This window comes from Streptomyces sp. Q2 (assembly GCF_056820935.1).
Genome location: NZ_JBXEJE010000011.1, coordinates 1 through 18951, shown reverse-complemented (window position 1 = coordinate 18951; position 18951 = coordinate 1). Strand labels below are relative to the sequence as shown.

The 18951-nt window shown below is 71.2% G+C and carries 15 protein-coding genes; 9 read left to right on the top strand and 6 right to left on the bottom strand.

The genetic code is table 11. From position 1 onward, the window contains the following. Positions 1-8: 8 nt before the first annotated feature. The 4 genes from ACWBNA_RS13770 to ACWBNA_RS13755 all read left to right on the top strand — a co-directional run bounded on the left by ACWBNA_RS13770 (position 9) and on the right by ACWBNA_RS13755 (position 7202). Positions 9-1712, top strand: a complete 1704-nt coding sequence (locus ACWBNA_RS13770) for a serine/threonine-protein kinase (protein ID WP_482704631.1) — start codon at positions 9-11, stop codon at positions 1710-1712. An 89-nt stretch (positions 1713-1801) separates the two neighbouring features. Then, on the top strand, positions 1802-3595 hold the full coding sequence (locus ACWBNA_RS13765; RefSeq protein ID WP_482704630.1) for a protein kinase domain-containing protein: 1794 nt from the start codon (positions 1802-1804) through the stop codon (positions 3593-3595). Between the two features lie 136 nt (positions 3596-3731). Next, positions 3732-5345 (top strand): succinic semialdehyde dehydrogenase, encoded by a 1614-nt coding sequence (locus ACWBNA_RS13760; protein WP_482704629.1) that lies wholly within the window; start codon positions 3732-3734, stop codon positions 5343-5345. A 75-nt stretch (positions 5346-5420) separates the two neighbouring features. Beyond that, on the top strand, positions 5421-7202 hold the full coding sequence (locus ACWBNA_RS13755; RefSeq protein ID WP_482704628.1) for a GMC oxidoreductase: 1782 nt from the start codon (positions 5421-5423) through the stop codon (positions 7200-7202). A 140-nt stretch (positions 7203-7342) separates the two neighbouring features. Here ACWBNA_RS13755 and ACWBNA_RS13750 read toward each other — a convergent pair whose 3' ends face one another. Next, on the bottom strand, positions 7343-8398 hold the full coding sequence (locus tag ACWBNA_RS13750) for an LAETG motif-containing sortase-dependent surface protein (RefSeq protein WP_482704627.1): 1056 nt from the start codon (positions 8396-8398) through the stop codon (positions 7343-7345). Between the two features lie 231 nt (positions 8399-8629). On the opposite strand from ACWBNA_RS13750, the gene ACWBNA_RS13745 reads away from it, so the two are divergent. Next, positions 8630-9787 (top strand): hypothetical protein, encoded by a 1158-nt coding sequence (locus ACWBNA_RS13745; protein ID WP_482704626.1) that lies wholly within the window; start codon positions 8630-8632, stop codon positions 9785-9787. Positions 9788-10436: 649 nt separating this feature from the next. Here ACWBNA_RS13745 and ACWBNA_RS13740 read toward each other — a convergent pair. After that, positions 10437-10718 (bottom strand): chorismate mutase, encoded by a 282-nt coding sequence (locus ACWBNA_RS13740; protein ID WP_482704625.1) that lies wholly within the window; start codon positions 10716-10718, stop codon positions 10437-10439. A gap of 328 nt (positions 10719-11046) precedes the next feature. Here ACWBNA_RS13740 and guaA point away from each other — a divergent pair, with 328 nt between their 5' ends. After that, positions 11047-12618 (top strand): glutamine-hydrolyzing GMP synthase, encoded by a 1572-nt coding sequence (guaA, locus tag ACWBNA_RS13735; RefSeq protein ID WP_482704624.1) that lies wholly within the window; start codon positions 11047-11049, stop codon positions 12616-12618. Positions 12619-12643: 25 nt separating this feature from the next. Here the strand turns inward: guaA and ACWBNA_RS13730 are convergent, their stop codons facing one another. Continuing rightward, positions 12644-13111: a pyridoxamine 5'-phosphate oxidase family protein gene (locus tag ACWBNA_RS13730; RefSeq protein WP_482704623.1), complete on the bottom strand. Its 468-nt coding sequence runs from the start codon at positions 13109-13111 to the stop codon at positions 12644-12646. 143 nt (positions 13112-13254) lie between these two features. Between ACWBNA_RS13730 and ACWBNA_RS13725 the strand changes: the two genes are divergently transcribed. Continuing rightward, entirely contained in the window at positions 13255-14064 is an 810-nt protein-coding gene (locus ACWBNA_RS13725; RefSeq protein WP_482704622.1) for a class II aldolase/adducin family protein, read from the top strand. An 87-nt stretch (positions 14065-14151) separates the two neighbouring features. On the opposite strand, the gene ACWBNA_RS13720 is transcribed toward ACWBNA_RS13725, so the two are convergent. Then, on the bottom strand, positions 14152-15045 hold the full coding sequence (locus tag ACWBNA_RS13720; RefSeq protein WP_482704621.1) for a DUF4429 domain-containing protein: 894 nt from the start codon (positions 15043-15045) through the stop codon (positions 14152-14154). A 155-nt stretch (positions 15046-15200) separates the two neighbouring features. On the opposite strand from ACWBNA_RS13720, the gene ACWBNA_RS13715 reads away from it, so the two are divergent. Then, a complete protein-coding gene (locus ACWBNA_RS13715) occupies positions 15201-16478 on the top strand; it encodes a hypothetical protein (protein WP_482704620.1) in 1278 nt (425 codons plus the stop codon). 251 nt (positions 16479-16729) lie between these two features. Beyond that, positions 16730-17260, top strand: a complete 531-nt coding sequence (locus ACWBNA_RS13710; RefSeq protein WP_482704619.1) for a DoxX family protein — start codon at positions 16730-16732, stop codon at positions 17258-17260. 64 nt (positions 17261-17324) lie between these two features. Here ACWBNA_RS13710 and ACWBNA_RS13705 read toward each other — a convergent pair whose 3' ends face one another. Both ACWBNA_RS13705 and ACWBNA_RS13700 read right to left on the bottom strand, forming a co-directional pair. Continuing rightward, positions 17325-17567 (bottom strand): hypothetical protein, encoded by a 243-nt coding sequence (locus tag ACWBNA_RS13705; protein WP_482704618.1) that lies wholly within the window; start codon positions 17565-17567, stop codon positions 17325-17327. Continuing rightward, on the bottom strand, positions 17554-18951 hold the full coding sequence (locus ACWBNA_RS13700; protein WP_482704617.1) for a PspC domain-containing protein: 1398 nt from the start codon (positions 18949-18951) through the stop codon (positions 17554-17556). Before ACWBNA_RS13700 ends, ACWBNA_RS13705 begins: the two co-directional genes overlap by 14 nt.

Genomic DNA, 18951 nt, shown 5'->3' with positions numbered 1-18951 from the left:
ATGAACCCATGAGCAGCAACGGGGGAGCCCCTTACGGAGCCGAAGAGCCAACGAGTTTCGGTCTGCAACCGCCGAACCCGCACGCGGCGGTGCCCCATCCGGCGGTGCCGCACCCCGACAACCCGTACGCGGCGCCCACTCAGGTCGTGCCGCCGCAGGCCGCCCCGCCGCAGACCGCGCCCCAGCCGGAGCCGCAGCCTGCCCAGGACCCCGGCACCGGTCGGCTGATCGCCGGTCGCTACCGGCTGCTCGCCAAGCTCGGGCACGGTGGCATGGGTACGGTGTGGCGGGCCAAGGACGAGACGGTGGACCGCGAGGTCGCCGTCAAGGAGCCCCGCGTACCGGATCACCTTCCCGACCGCGAACGTGCCAACGCCTTCGAACGGATGCGCAGGGAAGCGCGCGCGGCGGCCCGGCTCGACCACCCCGCCGTGGTGAACGTGCACGACGTGGCGGTCGTGGACGGCCAGCCGTGGATCGTGATGGAGCTGGTGCGGGGCCGTTCGCTGGGCGACGCGTTGCAGGAGGGCACCCTCGGAGCCCGGGACGCGGCGAAAATCGGCCTCGAGGTGCTGGGCGCGCTGGAGGCCGCGCACGCGGCGGGCATCCTGCACCGCGACGTCAAGCCGGACAACGTCATGCTCGGCCGGCACGACCGGGTCGTCCTCACCGACTTCGGCATCGCCCAGATCGAGGGCGAGACCAACCTGACCGACACCGGCGGGTTCGTCGGCTCGCCCGAATACATCGCGCCGGAGCGGGTGCTGGGCCAGCGTCCCGGCCCGGCCAGCGACCTGTGGTCCCTCGGCGTGGTCCTGTACGCGGCGACGGAGGGTGTCTCCCCGTTCCGCCGCAGCAACACCCCGGCGACCCTCCAGTCCGTCCTCAACGCGGCCCCCGCGCCGCCCGCCTCGGCGCAGGGCCCGCTCGCCGAGGCCATCAACGGCCTGCTGCAGAAGGACCCGGCCCGTCGCCCGAACGCCGCCCAGGTCCGCGATCTGCTGGAGCGCACCGCCAACCCGCCGGCCCCGGCCCCGACGCAGGTCGTCCAGATCAGCGGCGCTTCCGCGAACGGGGGCGCCCCCGGCGGCATCCGGCTCGGCCGCAAGACCCTGATCGGCCTCGGTGCCGCGGTCGTCGCGGCGGCGGTGGCGGCGTATCTCGTGCTCGCGGACCCCTTCGCGGGGCCGCTGCCGGACGGCTGGAAGACGGTGCCCTCGCAGGACGTCGCGGCGACGCTGGCGGTGCCCGACACCTACAAGAAGTCCCTGCCCGACCGTGAGTCCGACAAAAGTCACTGGGTGACGTACACCGATGCGAGCGGGGCCATCTGGATCCGCCTGTCGCTGGACAAGAAGGCCGAGGACACGGGCAGTGAGATCGCGGGCTCCGCGGCCGCCGAGATGTACGACGACGACGGCGTGTTCAAGCAGAGCGGGGCCTACGAGCTCAACATGCCCGCCGAGAAGCTGAAGACCAAGCCCGACAACGCGACGTACCAGGGCAAGAAGGCCGCCGAGAACACCATCGTCTACACCACCGACGACACCCAGAACCCCCGCCTGCGGGAGCTGCGGATCTTCTACTACAAGACCTCCGCCGGCGACATGTACAAGCTCTCCATCGGCTACCCGGGCGAGGGGGACTTCACGGAGCGCGGGCGCGAGGTGGCGAAGACGGCGATCGCGAACCTCGACGTCGACAAACTGTGAGCCGAGGTGGCGCCGCCGGGACACCCGCCGCGTCCGCCCGCCACTGAGCCGCGTCGACAAGCGGCCACCCCGCAAGGTACTCATGGGACATGAGCAACGACGGTGGCTCCGGAGACGGCAAGGAGCGGATAGTCGGGGGGCGTTACCGACTGGTCGAACGGATCGGGTCCGGTGGGATGGGGACCGTGTGGCGGGCCGTCGACGAGGTGGTCGGACGCGAGGTCGCCGTCAAGCAGCCGCGGTTGCCGGGGGACCCCGGGGACGAGAGCCATCAGCGGGCCGCCCACCGGCTCTACCGTGAGGCTCGGGCCGCCGCCCGCGTCGACCATCCCTCCGCCGTCACCATCCACGACGTCGTCGCGGAGGAGGAGGACGGACTCCCGTGGATCGTCATGGAGTTGGTCCGCGGCGAGTCGCTCCACGAAGTGCTTCAGCGAGGGCCCGTCGAAGCCGCCGAATGCGCCCGCATCGGCCTCGCCGTCCTCGGCGCCCTGCGCGCCGCGCACTCCGTCGGCATCGTGCACCGCGACGTCAAGCCGGCCAACGTCCTGCTCGGCCCGCACCGCCGCGTCGTCCTCACCGACTTCGGCATCGCCCACGTACAGGGCGAGGAGTCCCTCACCCTCAGCGGCGAGTTCGTCGGCTCGCTGGAGTTCATCGCACCCGAGCGGATGTCCGGCCGGGACGGCCCCGCCGGCCCCGCCTCCGACCTGTGGTCGCTGGGCGTGCTGCTGTACGCCGCCGTGGAGGGCTGGTCACCCTTCCGCCGTACGACACTGGAGTCCACCCTCGCCGCGATCCTCGCCGCCGACACGCCGGAGCCCAAACAGGCCGGTCCGCTCGGGCCGCTCATCGTGCGGCTGCTGGAGAAGGACCCCGAGCGGCGTCCGGAAGCGGCGGAGGTCGCCGTGGCGCTGGATGCGGTGGCGCAGGGATGGCCGGACCCGGGCCCGACCGGAGAGGCGGCCGACGCGGAGAAGCAGGATCCGGCGGGACTCAGGGAGTTGGCGGAGGACGTAGGGACGGTGCGGCTGGCAGAGGCCGTACGGCCGCCGGAGCCCGCTCCCGGACCCGAACCGGAAACCGTTCCCGAACCGGCAGCCGTTCCCGAACCGGCAGCCGTTCCCGAACCGGCAGCCGTTCCCACGCCGGAAACCGCTGCCGCACCGGAAACCGTTCCCGCGCCCGAACCGGACACCGTCGCCACCTCCAGGCCGAAGCCGAAGCGCCGCCCCGGCCGCCCCCGCCTCCCCCTCCTCACGGCCCTCCTCGCCACCCTCCTCGTCGGCGGCGTATGGCTGGGCACGTCGACCTACCTCACCGAGACCGAAAGCGGCTCCGCCGCGGAACTGACCCCCACCCACACCCCCACCGCAACTCCCACTCCCACGCCAACTCCCACCCCCGCCCCTGCGGCCTCCTGGACAAGCCACCCCGAGCCGGCCATGAACGCCACCCTCGCCCTTCCCGCCGCCTACAGGGAAACCGCCCGCGAAGGCAGCGCCGAGGACCCGAGCCGCTTCGTCGTCTACGACCTCGACGACACCATCCGGCTGCGCCTCACCCAGTGGGACCGGGCCCCCCGCTCCCCGATGGCCCAGGCGCAGGCGGCACAGGACACCTGGGGCAGCCGTGACGGGGACGCGAGCACGCAGAAGACCCGCACCAGCTTCCACGGTTACGAGGCGGCGCTCGCGGACACCACGTACGACCTGGACGGGCGCCCCACCCGGGTCATGCAGTTGATGGTCCGCACTCCCGACGGCCGCATGTACGAGCTGCGCGTGGACATGCCCAAGGGAACGCCGGACGAGAAGAAGGGCACGTCGGTGTTCAAGGCGGCCCGTGGCCGGCTCGCGATCGGAAATGACGGAAGCGGCTGAACTCCCGGCGATGCCACCGGACAACGCCCTGATCAGCGCATTCCCTGCCAGCGACCGCTGGCATCGTGTGGGCGCTCGGTGAATCCGCGTTACCGACGGGTACACAAAGCCTTCCCGGCGTCATACCCTGCGGCTCATGACGGACGCGCAGGCCCCGGCCAAGACCGGCACGAACCCCATCGCCCCCGCCCCCGAGGGCGCCCGTACCGCGGCCGACGTGGTCACCCCGGAGCTGGTCGCCCAGCTCACCAAGGGCGTGGCCGGATCCGGTCGGACCGCGAACCACACGCCGTTCACCGGCGAGAAGCTGGCGGACCTGCCCGAGTCGACGCCCGAGGACGTACAGGAGGCCTTCGACGCGGCCCGCAGGGCACAGTCGGTCTGGGCGCAGACGCCGGTACGGCAGCGCGCCGCCGTGCTCCTGCGTTTCCACGACCTGATCCTCGAACGCCAGGCCGAAGTCCTCGACCTGATCCAGCTGGAGACCGGCAAGGCCCGCCTGCACGCCCATGAAGAGGTGCAGGCCGTGGCCGTCGCGGCCCGGCACTACGGACGCAGGGCCACCGCGTATCTGAAGCCGAAGCGGCACGCCGGCGCCGTCCCGGCCCTCACCAAGGTCACCGAACTGCGCCACCCGCGCGGTGTCGTCGGCCAGATCGCCCCCTGGAACTACCCCCTCGAACTCTCCGTCGGCGACGCGCTCCCCGCCTTCGTCGCGGGCAACGCGGTCGTGATGAAGCCGGACACGGAGACCTGCCTCACCGCGCTCTGGGCCCGCGACCTCCTCGTCGAGGCCGGTCTGCCCGCCGACGTCTTCCAGGTCGTCCTCGGCGAGGGCCCGGTCATAGGCCCCGAGGTCGTCAAGCACGCCGACTACGTCTCCTTCACCGGCTCCACCCGCACCGGCCGCGAGGTCGCCCAGGGCGCCGCCGCCCGCCTGGTCGGCGTCTCCCTCGAACTCGGCGGGAAGAACGCGATGCTGGTCCTGGAGGACGCCGACATCGAGAAGGCGGCCGCGGGTGCCGTCCGCGCCTGCTTCTCCTCGGCCGGCCAACTCTGCATCTCCATCGAGCGGTTGTACGTCCACGAGTCCGTCGCCGACACCTTCCTCGAGCGCTTCGCCGCCCGCACGAAGGCGATGCGCCTGGGCACCTCCCTCGCGTACGGCGCCGACATGGGCTCCCTGGTCGGCGAGCGGCAACTGGAGACCGTCACCCGGCACGTCGAGGAGGCCGTCGCCAAGGGCGCGAAGGTCGTCGCCGGCGGGGTGGCCCGCCCGGACGTCGGCCCGTACTTCTTCGAGCCGACCATCCTCGACGACGTCGAGGCACCGATGTCGGTGTGCGGCGAGGAGACCTTCGGCCCGGTCGTCTCGATCTACCGCTTCGCGTCCGAGGACGAGGCGGTCGAGCAGGCCAACGCCACGCCGTACGGCCTCAATTCCTCCGTCTGGACGAAGGACGGCCGACGCGGCCGCGAGGTCGCCGCCCGGCTGCGCACCGGCACGGTGAACATCAACGAGGGCTACGCCCCCGCCTACGGCAGCGTCCAGTCCCCGATGGGCGGCATGAAGCAATCCGGCCTCGGCCGCCGCCACGGCTCCGAGGGCATCCTCAAGTACACCGAGGCCCAGACGGTCGCCCAGCAGCGCCTGCTGCCGATGGCCCCCTCGCTGGGGATGGACGACGAGAAGTACGCGGCCTTCATGAGCCGCAGTCTCCGCCTGATGAAGGCATTCCGTTTCAGGTAGCCGACCCAGGGGCGCGGGGAACCGCGCGACCAGCCACGAATCACCCGCACTGCACACTCGAAGAGGAGCCGGCACGTGCCCCAGGACGCATACGACTACGACTACGACGTCATCGTCGTCGGCTCCGGCTTCGGCGGTTCCGTCACCGCCCTCCGCCTCACGGAAAAGGGCTACAACGTAGGCGTCCTGGAGGCCGGCCGCCGCTTCACACGGGAGACCCTCCCCAGGAACTCCTGGGACCTGAAGAACTACCTCTGGGCCCCGAAACTCGGCATGTACGGCCTCCAGCGCATCCACCTGCTGGGCAACGTCATGGTCCTGGCCGGCGCGGGTGTCGGCGGCGGTTCCCTCAACTACGCCAACACCCTCTACGTACCGCCGAAGCCGTTCTTCGAGGACGCGCAGTGGCGTGACATCACCGACTGGCAGGAGGAGCTGGCGCCGTACTACGACCAGGCGCGGCGCATGCTCGGTGTACGCCTCAACCCGACGATGACCCCGTCCGACGTGCACCTCAAGGCGGCCGCCGAGCGGATGGGCGTCGGCGACAGCTTCCACATGGCGCCGGTCGGCGTCTTCTTCGGGGACGGCGAGGACGCCGACGGCGCCTCGAAGGCCAAACCCGGTGAACAGGTGGACGATCCCTACTTCGGGGGTGCCGGCCCCGCTCGCAAGGCCTGCAACGAGTGCGGCGAGTGCATGACGGGCTGCCGGCACGGGGCGAAGAACACCCTCAACGAGAACTACCTGTACCTCGCCGAGAAGGCGGGCGCGGTCGTGCACCCGCTGACGACGGTCGTCTCGGTCACGGACGACTCGCAGGGCGGCTACGCGGTGGCCACGCTGCCGACCGACCGGAAGAAGGGCGGGGGCCGGACCTTCAAGGCCCGCCGGGTGGTCCTCGCGGCCGGCACCTACGGCACCCAGACCCTCCTGCACCGGATGAGGACCGGCGGCCAACTGCCGTACGTGTCCGACAAACTGGGCGAGCTGACCCGCACCAACTCCGAGGCGCTGGTCGGCGCGCAGACCAGCGACCGCCGCTACCGCAAGATCACCGGCGAGCAGAAGGTCGACTTCACCCGCGGAGTGGCCATCACCTCGTCCATCCACCCGGACGCCAACACCCACATCGAGCCGGTCCGCTACGGCAAGGGCTCCAACTCGATGGGCAGCCTGTCGATCCTCCAGGTCCCGTACGCCGAAGGCTCCTCCCGCGTCCTGGCCTGGCTGCGCAACGCGGCCCGCCACCCCGGCCTGGTCCTGCGCTCCCTCTCCAACCGGCGCTGGTCGGAGAAGACCATCATCGGTCTGGTGATGCAGTCGCTGGACAACTCCCTGACGACGTACCTGAAACCAGACGGCGTGGGCAAAGGCCTGCTGACGGCCCGCCAGGGCCACGGGTCCCCGAACCCCAAGCAGATCAAGGCGGCCTCGGAGGGCGCGGCGGCCATCGCGGCCGAGATCAACGGCTTCGCCGGCTCCAACGTCGGCGAACTGATGGGCACCCCGCTCACCGCCCACTTCCTCGGCGGCTGCCCGATCGGCTCCTCCCGCGACACCGGCGTCATCGACCCCTACCACCGCCTCTACGGTCACCCCGGCATCTCGGTCGTCGACGGCGCCGCGGTCTCCGCGAACCTGGGAGTGAACCCCTCCCTCACCATCACCGCCCAGGCCGAGCGCGCCATGTCGTACTGGCCCAACAAGGGCGAGGCGGACCCGCGTCCGGCCCAGGGCAGGGCGTACGAACGCCTCAAGCCGGTCGAGCCGAAGTCCCCGGCGGTCCCGGCGGACGCCTTCGGCGCGCTGAGGCTGCCGTTCCTGGGGATACCGGCGGTGCCGCCGAAGAAGTAACCCCGAGCGGACCGCCGTACACGAAGAGGCCGTACACAAAGAGGCCGTACGCAAAGAGAAGGACCTGCACCCCCCTCCGAGCGCAGGTCCTTCTCTGTTCTTGCGAGCCTTACCGGGCCTTGTTCAGCCCTGGTCGGGCCTTAAGCCTGAGCACCGGACTTCCGGCGCCGCACCACGAACACCGCACCGGCACCGGCGACGACCGCGACGCCACCGACGAGGCCGATCACCGGCAGAGCCGAGCTCGAACCCGTCTCGGCCAGGGTGCCGGTGGCGGAGACCTCGTTCACGTCCGTGAGGTCCGTCTTGCCGCCCTGCGGCTTGGCGTCGTTCGGGTCACCGGCGTCGGAGCCGGCGGCGAGGATGTCGAAGAAGTAGACCCAGCCGTTCGGGTCGTCGGCGACCCAGCAGCCCTCGTCGTCGGCGTACTCGGCGAGGCCGCCGGTCAGGCCGAGGGAGTCCGGCACCTTGCCGCTGACACTGAGCCGCAGCTTGTACGAGATCGACTGGCCGGCGCCGAGCGAGAACGAGGGGAACGTGCCACCCTCGCCCGCGGCGTCCGCGATCGTGTCCCAGGAGTGGGTGGCCGTGTTGAAGACCTGGACCTTGATCTGGCCGGAGTAGTCCGCCGCGTCTTCCCAGCCGATCGCGGCGACGCCGATGAGCGGCTTGATGTCCTTGATCTCGTCGTCCCCGTGGTTGGAGACGTTGAACGCGAACCCGGTCCAGCCGCTGCCGGCGACGATCGTCTCGGGGAGCCCGGACAGGCCACTGGTCACGTCGTCGCTGAGCTCGGCGGTGCTGTTGCCGTCCTCGTCGACGCAGAGCTCCGGGTCCTCGTCCTCGGGCGCGCTCGCGCTGGCGCTCGGGGAGGTGGAGGCGGCCGGGGAACTCGCGTCGCCTGCCGGGGTGCTGTTGTCGGCGGCGGGCGTGCTGGTGTCCGCGGCGGGCGTGCTGGAGTCGCCGGCCGGTGTGCTCTGGTCCGCTGCCGGGGTGCTGTTGTCGGCGGCGGGCGTGCTGGTGTCCGAGGCCGGGGTGCTCGCGTCGGCGGAGGGAGTGGTCTCCTCGGCCGCCGGGCTGCTCGTCGACGTGTCCGGGGTCCCGTCCGTGGCGAACGCGGCGGGCGCGGAGAGCAGGGCGAGCGGGGCTATGACGGCCGTCGCGGCCGCTGCGGCCATGGCACGGCGAAGCTTCATGAAGACCTCGAGAATCCGGTGTGCCGCGGGCGGCAGCACGCTTGAGAGGCCTCCGCGTTTGTGACGCGGGTGTGGCCCTTGAGTCGCATGGTTTGATCCGCGAAGCCCGCGAATGGTTGCCCTCGTCTTCACAGGATTTTTATGTGATCTGGATCACTATTCGGGGCGGGTGGGGGCTGACGTACGCTCAGCAGCCCGTGAAAGCCCACTCGCAGAAAGGCGCCCGGCGCCGTGGTCGACAGATCGTCCGAAGAGCCGAGATCCGGTTCGGGGGAGGGGGGCGACTCTTCCTCCATCCCCGACGAGGTGTGGGAGAAGTTCGTCCAGGACAGCGAGCGCGAGGTGGCTGCCGCGGCCCCGAAGGAGCCCTCCGCCCGCGCCCGTATGGTGACCGAGCGGCTGCGGCAGCAGGAGGCGCGGGGCGAGCTTCCCGCGGGCTGGCGCACGGGTCCGGCCTGGCAGGAGATGAACGGACGCGCCGCCCGGCGCCGCCGGGGGTGGGCGATCATCGGCATACCCCTCGCCGTCGCCGTGGCCGTCGTGGCGATCAAACCCTCGCTGCTGCCCGGTGACCCCTTCGGCACCGGGACGCCGGACGCCGCCGCGGCCTCACCCCTGGCCGAGGAGACCGCGGCCCCGACCGCGCCGCCCGCCGCCGCGGACGCCGAAACCCCCACCCTGGACGAGCCGTTCGCCGGTTCCCCGGCTCGGCAGTGGGCCGACGGGGCGGCGGGCATCGTCCTGCCGGAGGCGAAGGCCGTCGGCGGACTGTCGAAGGACCGGGTCGACCTGGCGCTGCGACTGACCAAGAAGCTGCTGGTCGGAGCGAACCTGGACCCGAAGACCGTACGCGGCGAACGCCCCGAGGCCGCGTTCGCGGTGCTCGACCCGAAGCAGCCGGAGTTCGTCGACGGCCTGAACCGGTCGCTGCGCGCGCCCGACGAGGAACACGACCCGCTGGACCTGTTCAGCCGCTTCGACCCGGCAGACGTACGGCTCGTCGGTGACGTGATCAAGACGCGCGGCCGGATGACCTTCGAGAAGGGCGACCAGGACGGGGTGGCCGTGCACGCCGACTACACCTTCGTCTATCCGGTCGTCCGCACCGACGGTTCGACCGAGGTCACCCGCACCGTCGTCCGCCGCGTCCTCGACGTCGAACTCCTCGACCCCGCCCGCTATGTGTCCACCCCCGACCGCCTGAACGTCCTGAACCTCGACCGGGACGTCGGCAACACGTCCTGCGAGATCAACGACGGCTATCTGCGCCCGGAGTTCCCGTCGACCACCCCCGCGGACGAACCGGCGAGCGGCCCGACGGTCGATCCGTACGACCGCAGCCGTGACATCGGCGAGGACGGAACGTGCGGGACGGTGTCACGAACCTGACGCGCGGGGCCTGACGCCAGGCGCCGGCAGTGCGGGACAGCGGTACAAGGAAGCCGGGCAAGGCGCGCAGTGCAGGAACGCAGGGCATGAGAAGGGCCCCGCAGGCCGAGGCCGCGGGGCCCTTCTTTTCTTGCGTCAGCACCGACGTCAGGGCAGCGTCGGTGCCTGGGGAGCGGCGCCGGGGGGTTGCGCCGCTTGCCTTGTGTGCCTCGGTCGGCGCCCCGGCGCATTCGGGGCGCGGGGACTATCGGTCTAGACCTTTGGCAGTGCGGCGGTGCATGTCATGCAGTTGTCTACGGGGGGACTCGGGGGCTTTTCAGGCATCGTGCTCGATCGATGCCGCCACCGCAACCGTTTGACTCAGACTTGGACATTCTGACCCGGACATTTTGACTTGGACGTCCCGTCGGCCGGCCCCGGGCGTCCCCGGAGCCGACCGTTCTCTTGGGTGACCGGGCTGCTGTCCCCTGCCGTCCGGTCACTTGTCCGGAGCGAGGTCCCACGACGCACAGCACGATTCGTACGTCTCATCGCTCCAGCGAGCCACGCGTGGTTCTTTCGGGCCCGCCCCTGGCTGGCACGGACATCCCGACCAACGAAGCGCTTCGTCTTGCGGTCACGCGCCGTACGGGTGAGAGCGCCCCCGAACTCAGATGCGACCCCGGCACAGTTCGAGGAGCGTCATCGCGAGGGACGTACCGGGCTTGCCCAGCGCCTGGCTGTAGTGGTTCAGGACGTCCATCTCGCGGGAGAGGTTCACGCGCCGGCCGCCGGAGGTGATCCGCGCCTCCTGGATGACGGCGGACACGGCCATCCGTTCCTGGATCAGACCGATGATCCGGTCGTCCAGCGCGTCGATGCGCTCACGCGCGCCGGAGATCACGTCGGCGGCCTCGGAGGTACGGGCGCCGGTCACGTCGATGGCGGTCATGTCGGGGCTCCTCAGGGGTTGGAAGGGCAAGGGGTGCGGCGGGACGTCACGGAGCGAGGAGGACCCGGAAAACGACAGGCGCCCCGGGCCTTGTCGGCCCGGGGCGCCTGGGAAGTCGCTTGTCAGTTGCTCAAGCAGCACGACCATGGCAGCCGGCGGGCCGGGTGCCATAGGTAAAGAGGAAGGTCGGGTGCGTGAGCATGCGGTCAGTATGCCACGGAACTTTTCGGCGTCGGTCCGCACATCTCGGACGCCCGGGATCCCGCCCCCGCCCACCTCGGTAGAATCGGGTTACACAGAGACCCCGCCCCACCGCCGGAAGGCCCCCGTGTCATCAGCGACCCCCGCCCCCGACACCGTCCTGGTCGTCGACTTCGGCGCGCAGTACGCCCAGCTCATCGCCCGTCGCGTCCGCGAGGCACGGGTCTACAGCGAGATCGTGCCGAGCACCATGCCGGTCGCCGAGATGCTCGCCAAGAACCCGGCGGCGATCGTCCTCTCCGGCGGCCCCTCCTCGGTGTACGCCGACGAGGCCCCCCGTCTCGACCGCGAGATCTTCGAGGCCGGCGTCCCCGTCTTCGGCATGTGCTACGGCTTCCAGTTGATGGCGCAGACCCTCGGCGGCACGGTCGACAACACCGGCGCCCGCGAGTACGGCCGTACGGAACTGCACGTCTCCAGGTCGTCCTCCACCCTCTTCGAGGGCACCCCGGACGAGCAGTCGGTGTGGATGTCGCACGGCGACGCCTGCTCCGCCGCCCCCGAGGGCTTCTCCGTCACGGCCTCCACGGACGTCGTCCCGGTCGCCGCCTTCGAGAACGACGAGAAGAAGCTGTACGGCGTCCAGTACCACCCGGAGGTCATGCACACCACGCACGGCCAGCAGGTGCTGGAGCACTTCCTCTACCGCGGGGCCGGAATCAACCCGTCCTGGACCACGGGCAACGTGATCGAGGAGCAGGTCGCCGCGATCCGCGAGCAGGTCGGTGACAAGCGGGCCATCTGCGGCCTGTCCGGCGGCGTGGACTCCGCCGTCGCCGCCGCCCTCGTCCAGAAGGCCATCGGCTCCCAGCTGACCTGCGTCTACGTCGACCACGGCCTGATGCGCAAGGGCGAGACCGAGCAGGTCGAGAAGGACTTCGTCGCGGCCACCGGCGTGCAGCTGAAGGTCGTGGACGCCGAGGAGCGGTTCCTCACCGCGCTCAAGGGGGTCTCCGACCCCGAGGAGAAGCGGAAGATCATCGGCCGGGAGTTCATCCGGGTCTTCGAGCAGGCGCAGGCGGAGATCATCGCGGACGAGGGTCCCGCGGTCGAGTTCCTCGTCCAGGGCACGCTGTACCCCGACGTGGTCGAGTCCGGTGGCGGTACCGGCACCGCCAACATCAAGTCCCACCACAACGTGGGCGGGCTGCCGGAGGACCTCGAGTTCCGGCTGATCGAGCCGCTGCGCCAGCTGTTCAAGGACGAGGTCCGGATGGTCGGCCAGGAGCTCGGCCTGCCGGACGAGATCGTCCAGCGCCAGCCGTTCCCCGGGCCCGGCCTGGGCATCCGTATCGTCGGCGAGGTGACGAAGGAGCGGCTCGACCTGCTCCGTGACGCCGACGCCATCGCCCGCGAGGAGCTCACCGCGGCCGGCCTGGACCGGGACATCTGGCAGTGCCCGGTCGTCCTGCTCGCGGACGTCCGCAGCGTCGGCGTCCAGGGCGACGGCCGCACCTACGGCCATCCGATCGTCCTGCGCCCCGTCTCGTCCGAGGACGCCATGACCGCCGACTGGTCGCGACTGCCGTACGACGTCCTCGCGAAGATCTCGACGCGGATCACGAACGAGGTCGCGGACGTCAACCGGGTAGTGCTCGATGTGACGAGCAAGCCGCCGGGCACCATCGAGTGGGAGTGATTCCCCCCTTGGCCCCTTTGGAAGGTCAGGTCCTCTTGAGCGTGCGCACCGGCGCTCCGGGCTTCCAGACCTCGACGACCAGGTAGGTGTCGTCCTCGACGTAGGTCCGGACGACCTCCGTCAGCTCGGTGCGGAAGAGGTGGAACGGCTGCGGCGGTTCCACCTCTTCGACGTATCCGGCCCTGGTCTCCGGGTCGTCGACCTCGATCGCCCGGCCGCTGATCCGCACGTCGCCGCCGCCCATGCCGGTGCCGTCCCCGGGGTTCGCCTGGAGCGCGAACCGTGGGTCGCGGCGCAGGTCGAGCGCCTTGAGCGAGCCCGGCATCATGCCCAGCCACAGCTCGCCGTTCAGGAAACGCACCTCCAGGCCGGTGGTGCGCGGCGATCCGTCCTTGCGGAGGGTCGCGAGGATGTGGTGGGTGTAGGCGCCGAACCGTTCTTCGACGGTCCTGGCCAGGTCGGGTTCCGCGGCGGAGAAAGCTGCCCAGTTCATATCAGCCAGTCTTCCGGCGATACCCGACATCTTCTGTCGGGTATCGGCCGGGTGCGCCATCTTTACCCACCAGCGCTGTTCTCCCGCGCTGACCGACGGTAACTTCCGCCCCGTAAAGCCCACCCAGTGCTGGAGGACGACACATGCACGGGACGCCCGAAGCCGGGCCCACTCCACCCCAGCCGCTCCCCACCGACCGGCTCCAATTCGCCATGCCACCGATGCACGAATCGGTCGACGACGAACGCCGGCACCGCAAGGAGCGGCTCGCGGGCGCACTGCGCGTCTTCGGGCGGCTGGGCTTCGAGGACGGGGTCTCCGGACACATCACCGCCCGCGACCCGGAGTACAGCGACTGCTTCTGGGTCAACCCGTTCGGGATGCCGTTCAAGCACGTCACCGTGAGCGACCTGGTCCTCGCCAACTCCGACGGCCAGGTCATCGAGGGCCGCTACCACGTCAACCAGGCCGCCTTCACCGTGCACGTCCAGGTGCACGCGGCCCGCCCCGACGTCGTCGCGGTCGCCCACTGCCACTCGGTGCACGGCCGCGCGCTGTCGGCCCTCGGCGACTTCCTGGACCCGATCACCCAGGAGAGCTGCGCCTTCTACGAGGATCACGCCCTGTACGACGCCTACACCGGCGTCGCCGTCGACGCCGACGAGGGCCGCCGCATCGCCACCGCCCTCGGCACGCGCAAGGCGCTGGTGCTGCGCAACCACGGACTGCTGACGGTCGGCGACTCGGTGGACGCGGCGGCCTGGTGGTTCCTGTCCCTGGAGCGGTCCTGCCAGGTCCAGCTCACCGCGAAGGCGGCCGGGCGGCCCGTCCTGATCGACCACAAGGCGGCGGTGGCCACCCGGGAGCAATTGGGCGGCGACCTGGTGGCGTGGATCAACTACCAGCCGATGTGGCAGGACATCAGCCGCAGCGAGCCGGATCTGCTGAGCTGAGGCTGCTGGGCCGACGCTGCTGGGCCGACGCTTCGGAGTTGATGCTTCGGGGCCGATGTTTCGGGGCCGATGCTTCGGGGTCGACGTTCAGAACCCTCGGAGGACGGCGGCTTTCGTCATCGCGAACTCCTCGTCCGTGAGCACCCCGTCCCGGTGCAGCTCGCCCAGCTCCCGCAGCTGTCGCAGGAGTACGTCGTGATGGTCGGCCTGGGGCGGGACGGTCGCCGTCGGCGGGCGCCGGGCGGTCCGCTCGCCGCTCTCCACGGCGGCACGGGTGGAGGGATGCGGCAGCCGGGCCGTGACCGCGGTGGCGACGAGAGCCGTGAGCAGGTCGCGGCGGGTGCTGCCCCACAGGTCCAGGGCGTAGGGGTCCTTCTCGGGCGGCAGTTTGGACAACGTGGTCTCGCGGGTCACGAAGCGCAGGAAGCCGTCCTCGTAGCCGGAGTTGGGCAGCCACTCGACCTGGACGAGATCGCCGAGGTCGACGATGCGGGGGCCGGTCGCCCGTTTGACCCGGTCCGAGGTATCGGCCCAGTCGATGCGGACCCGGGTGCCGTCGAAGGAGACCATGCCGTCGGAGGAGCGGACCGAGACCGGGACCGGCGGGCCGGGCAGGAGGTAGGCCTTGGTCGGCTCGGTGGGGATCTGGTCCAGGAGCAGGGACCGGCGGATCTCCTCCGCCAGGTACTCGGCGACCCCCGCCCGGTCCACCTCCACCAGCAGCCGGTACGGATCGGCCGGGTCGGGCAGGCGGCCCCCGGTCGCGTGCAGGAGCGGGTCCGCGCCCTCGCGCAGCCGCATGCGCAGCCGGCCGCGCCTGCGTTCGGGCTCGAAGGCGACGCCCGCGATGGCCTCCAGAGGTACGGCGATCTCGCCGTACGTCTGCCGGAACAGCGGCACGGAGCGGTGGAGTCCCGGCGTGATCCTGACCGTGCTCCCGTCGAAGGCCCAGGTCCCGTCGCGCTGGATGATCTCGGCCATGGAGGAATTCTCGCAGCCGGGTCAACACGGCGAAGTGCCCTTCCCCCGCCCTGACCGGACCTGCCCGGCACGGACCGTGTTCCGTAGGGCACAATTCGCTGTCATCGCACGGGTGTAGTGAGGCACAAAATGGCGGGGAAGGCGGGGAATCGGGCGTGGCGGTGCAGGAGGCGAGACAGAGCGCGGACTCGGGCGGGCACGGGGGTGGCTGCACGTGCGGGGACTGTCCCCATGGGGCGCGTGCGGGACACCGTAGGGCGGTCGCCCAATTCCTGCTGAAGCGGGACGAGTTCGCGGCCGGGCAGGGGCTTCCGGCGGCGGTGGCCCACTCGGCCTCCGCCTCCCGCCAGTGGGTCTCGGAGGAACTGACCCAGTCCGCGGACCTCGTCGCCGAACGAGGCCGGGCCGAGGGCGAAGCCTGGCTGTCACGGCTCTGGCGTCTTACGGCGGGTGCGGTGTGGACGCTGGTCGTGCTGCTCCTGCTCGTGCAGGCGCTCACGGCCATCGGCGCGGGCTGGACGTCGGCCCGCACGGCCGGACTGCTCGCCGCCCTGGTGGTGGCCGGCGCGCTGACCGCGGCCTCGTGGTTCCACCGGGCGCGCGGCGGCGCGCTGGCGCCACTGATCGGCGAGGACAACCGCCTCTCCACGTCACGGGCGGTCGCGGTCGGCTGGGTGCTGTTCGTCGCGTACGCCGTGCTCGTGCTGGTGGGCCGGCTGGCGGCCGCGTCCGAACACCCCGAGCGCGACGCGCTGATCTCCGGTTTCGAGCTCGCCCGTGCCGCCGGGGTGGTGACCGTCCTGGCCGTGGTGTGCGCGATCGCCGTCCTGGTGCGGCGGGTGGTCGGGCTGCGGGTGCTGGGGCAGCGGCTGCAGAAGGTGCGGGCGGACCGGCCGCGCGCCGCCGACCTGCTGACGGACGACGCGGGCCGGGGGGCCTTCGCCGACATCCAGTACGTCGTCATCAACACGGTCGCCCTCCTGTTCGCCGCCGTACGGCTGGCCCGGCGCCCCGACCAGCTGCCGGACCTGCCGTGGGGTCTCGCGGTGGTGGTCCTGGTGTCCGCCGCGACCTACCTCGCCGGGAAGTACGCGGAGGGCGGGCGCCCGGTGATCCTCTCCGTCGTGCGCGCCCGCGAGGCCGGCGACCTGGACGGGCCGATCCGCACGGGCGACGACATCGAGATCCGCGGCGCCGCGTTCGTGCCGCCGGGCGCACAGGGCGCGGACCGGCTGTCCCGGATGGTCGTCCGCATCGGCCCGGTCAACGTGCACGTGCCCCTGGTCCCGGTGACCGGTGGCTTCAGCAACCCCACGGACGCCGTACTGACCGTGCCGGTCCCGGCCGACGTGGAACCCGGCCGAGTGGACGTCCAGGTGGTGACGGCGGCGGGCGTCGAGACGAACCGGTACGCGATCGACGTGACCGACTGATCCGTCCGCCCGTGCGCTGAATCCGTGCGTGTTCGTCGTTCATGAACGGTGTCGCCCGTGCCCATGTCGTCCATGGCCCGTGTTCTTCCTGGGCCGTTCGGTGTCGTGGGCATGGCCGAAGCCGGTCAAGTCGGAGAAACTGGTCGGGACAGGGGCGCAACCGGTCACGACGGAATTGAGCGGGACCTCCCTGTCGTACGTATCGTCACCTGAGGGGTCACGGCACGGCGGGCGAGAGGCGGCTAGCAGCTATGACTCATGGCATTCGTACGGACAGACACTCCCCCTACGTCGATGGCGGTCCGGACTGGCGGGACACCGCCATCCGCTACGCCCTCCTTCCGCTCCGCGTCTTCCTCGGCGTCACCTTCATCTACGCCGGCCTGGACAAACTCACCGACAGCGCCTTCATGAAGGACTCCGGCTCCGGTTCGGTCGGCGACCTGATGCGCACCGTGCGCGACTCCTCGGCCATTCCGGCCCTGGTCGACCTGTCCCTGAAGAACCCCGTCGGCTTCGGCTACGCCATCGCCTTCGGTGAACTCGCCGTCGGCATCGGCACCCTGATCGGGCTGCTCACCCGCCTCGCCGCGCTCGGCGGGGCGCTGATCTCGCTCAGTCTGTGGCTGACCGTCAGCTGGGCCTCCGACCCGTACTACTACGGCAACGACCTCGCCTACCTGATGGCCTGGATCCCGCTCGTCCTCGCCGGCGCCCCCGTCCTCTCCCTCGACGCGGCCCTACGGGCACGGCGACGACGGCGAGTGGGGGACTACCGGTAGCTCCGCAGGCGCAGGCGCAGGCGCAGGCGCAGGCGCCGGTGTGGGGGTGGAGGTGCGTGCGGGCTCAGTGCGGTTCCACCGGTTGCGGTGCGGCACGGTTCGCAACTCCCACCGCGCGGCGTCTGCGTATGGCGCGGGTCAGCCCTCCCACCGCGCCCGCCAGACAGAGGCCGCCCGTGACGATGGGGATGACCACGAACCACGGCGTGTCCCAGGTGCCGCCCGCGTCACCGGCGTAGATGACGCCCGCGAGGACCAGGAAGGCTCCGGCGACCAGCTTTCCGGGCTGGAACTCATGACGTAGCACGGCTCACCTCCGCCTGTCCGATGCCGACCCTGAGATCGAGATCCAGCGTGCCGACGGCTTTGACGCCGGCCGCCGGTGTCAGGGTCACCTCCTTGTGCTTGCCCGGTGCCACGTCCACGTCCTGCTCGTCGTCGCCCGGCAACTGGATGTCGCCCACCCCCACATCGATGCTCAGCTTCACGGTCACGTCGGCGGGCACGACGATCAGCAGCCGCCCCATGCCCACGTCGGCCTGCGTGGCGACCGTCTGCCCCTTCGCCAGGTCCAGACGGCTCAGGTCCAGGGTGCCGACGCCGGTGCCGAGGTCGTACTGCTGCTGGACCTGAGCCACGGCGGCGGGCCTCCAATTGGTGCGCTCCCAGTGCGTGCTGATGTCGCCGGGCAGTGCCGCCGTGCCGGCGAGCAGGCCCGCCGTGACGATCGCCAGGAACACCGACCCCGCCCCCGTGCGCCCCAGGAACGAGCTGATCGCCATGCCGACGCCGAGGACGATCATCGCGCAGGCCAGGCCCGTCTGCAGACTGCTGCCGAGGGTGTGGTCCTCCCACGTCAGACGGGTGCCGAGGCCGCCCGCGAGCAGGGCGAACAGGAGCACCCAGCCGCCGATCCAGCGGGGGCCGCGCGGTTTGGGCGCCGGCCTGTACGGGGTGCGTATGTCCTCGCGGGTGCGCCAGGAGGTGCCCAGGCCGATGTTGACGGCCGCCGCGATGTCCCGGTCCCGGGAGTCCTCGGGGCCCCAGAGATAGCCTGTGCCGCCCACGTGCGTGCCGTCCTTGACGATGGGGTCGCGCCACCAGGACGGGTAGGCGGCGGGCACCGGCGGTGCCTTGGCCTCCGGTGGGGCGTCGGCGACGGCCTGGGCGGACAGCGGATCCGTGTCGGGGGCGCCGCGCTGCCGCGACCAGTACCCGGTGCCCGCGAGGAGCAGGGAGAGGACGACGGCGAAGGTCAGCACCCCGCCGTTGTTCAGCAGGGTCAGGAACACACCGCAACCGACCAGGGCGAACAGCACGGCCGTCAGCGCCTGGCCGTCCACGCGGCCGGTCAGCAGCTTGCGCACCTCGTTCTCGTCCTCGTCGTCGTACGGGACGAAGAGCCATGCGAAGCCGTAGAAGAGGAGGCCTATGCCGCCTGTCGCGGACAGCACCGTGAGGGTGATCCGGAAGATCACCGGATCCATGTCGCACTGCCGCCCCAGCCCGGCACACACCCCGGCGAGCATCTTGTGCCGCCGGTCGCGCCGGAACTTGTGGGGCAGCTCGGCCGCCTCTGTTTCCTCCTGCGCGCCCGCCCGCACGTGCGCGCGCGAGCCCTGGCCGGGGCCGGCCGGGGTCCCGGCGTGCGGTTCCGCTCCCGCGGCGGGCGCGGCATCCGCGGCGGGCAC

Bases quoted from the DNA above. Each gene is read 5' to 3' on its own strand.
- ACWBNA_RS13770 (WP_482704631.1), top strand. From the start codon at position 9: ATGAGCAGCAACGGGGGAGCCCCTTACGGAGCCGAAGAGCCAACGAGT.
- ACWBNA_RS13765 (WP_482704630.1), top strand. From the start codon at position 1,802: ATGAGCAACGACGGTGGCTCCGGAGACGGCAAGGAGCGGATAGTCGGG.
- ACWBNA_RS13760 (WP_482704629.1), top strand. From the start codon at position 3,732: ATGACGGACGCGCAGGCCCCGGCCAAGACCGGCACGAACCCCATCGCC.
- ACWBNA_RS13750 (WP_482704627.1), bottom strand. From the start codon at position 8,398: ATGAAGCTTCGCCGTGCCATGGCCGCAGCGGCCGCGACGGCCGTCATA.
- ACWBNA_RS13740 (WP_482704625.1), bottom strand. From the start codon at position 10,718: ATGACCGCCATCGACGTGACCGGCGCCCGTACCTCCGAGGCCGCCGAC.
- ACWBNA_RS13730 (WP_482704623.1), bottom strand. From the start codon at position 13,111: ATGAACTGGGCAGCTTTCTCCGCCGCGGAACCCGACCTGGCCAGGACC.
- ACWBNA_RS13725 (WP_482704622.1), top strand. From the start codon at position 13,255: ATGCACGGGACGCCCGAAGCCGGGCCCACTCCACCCCAGCCGCTCCCC.
- ACWBNA_RS13720 (WP_482704621.1), bottom strand. From the start codon at position 15,045: ATGGCCGAGATCATCCAGCGCGACGGGACCTGGGCCTTCGACGGGAGC.
- ACWBNA_RS13710 (WP_482704619.1), top strand. From the start codon at position 16,730: ATGACTCATGGCATTCGTACGGACAGACACTCCCCCTACGTCGATGGC.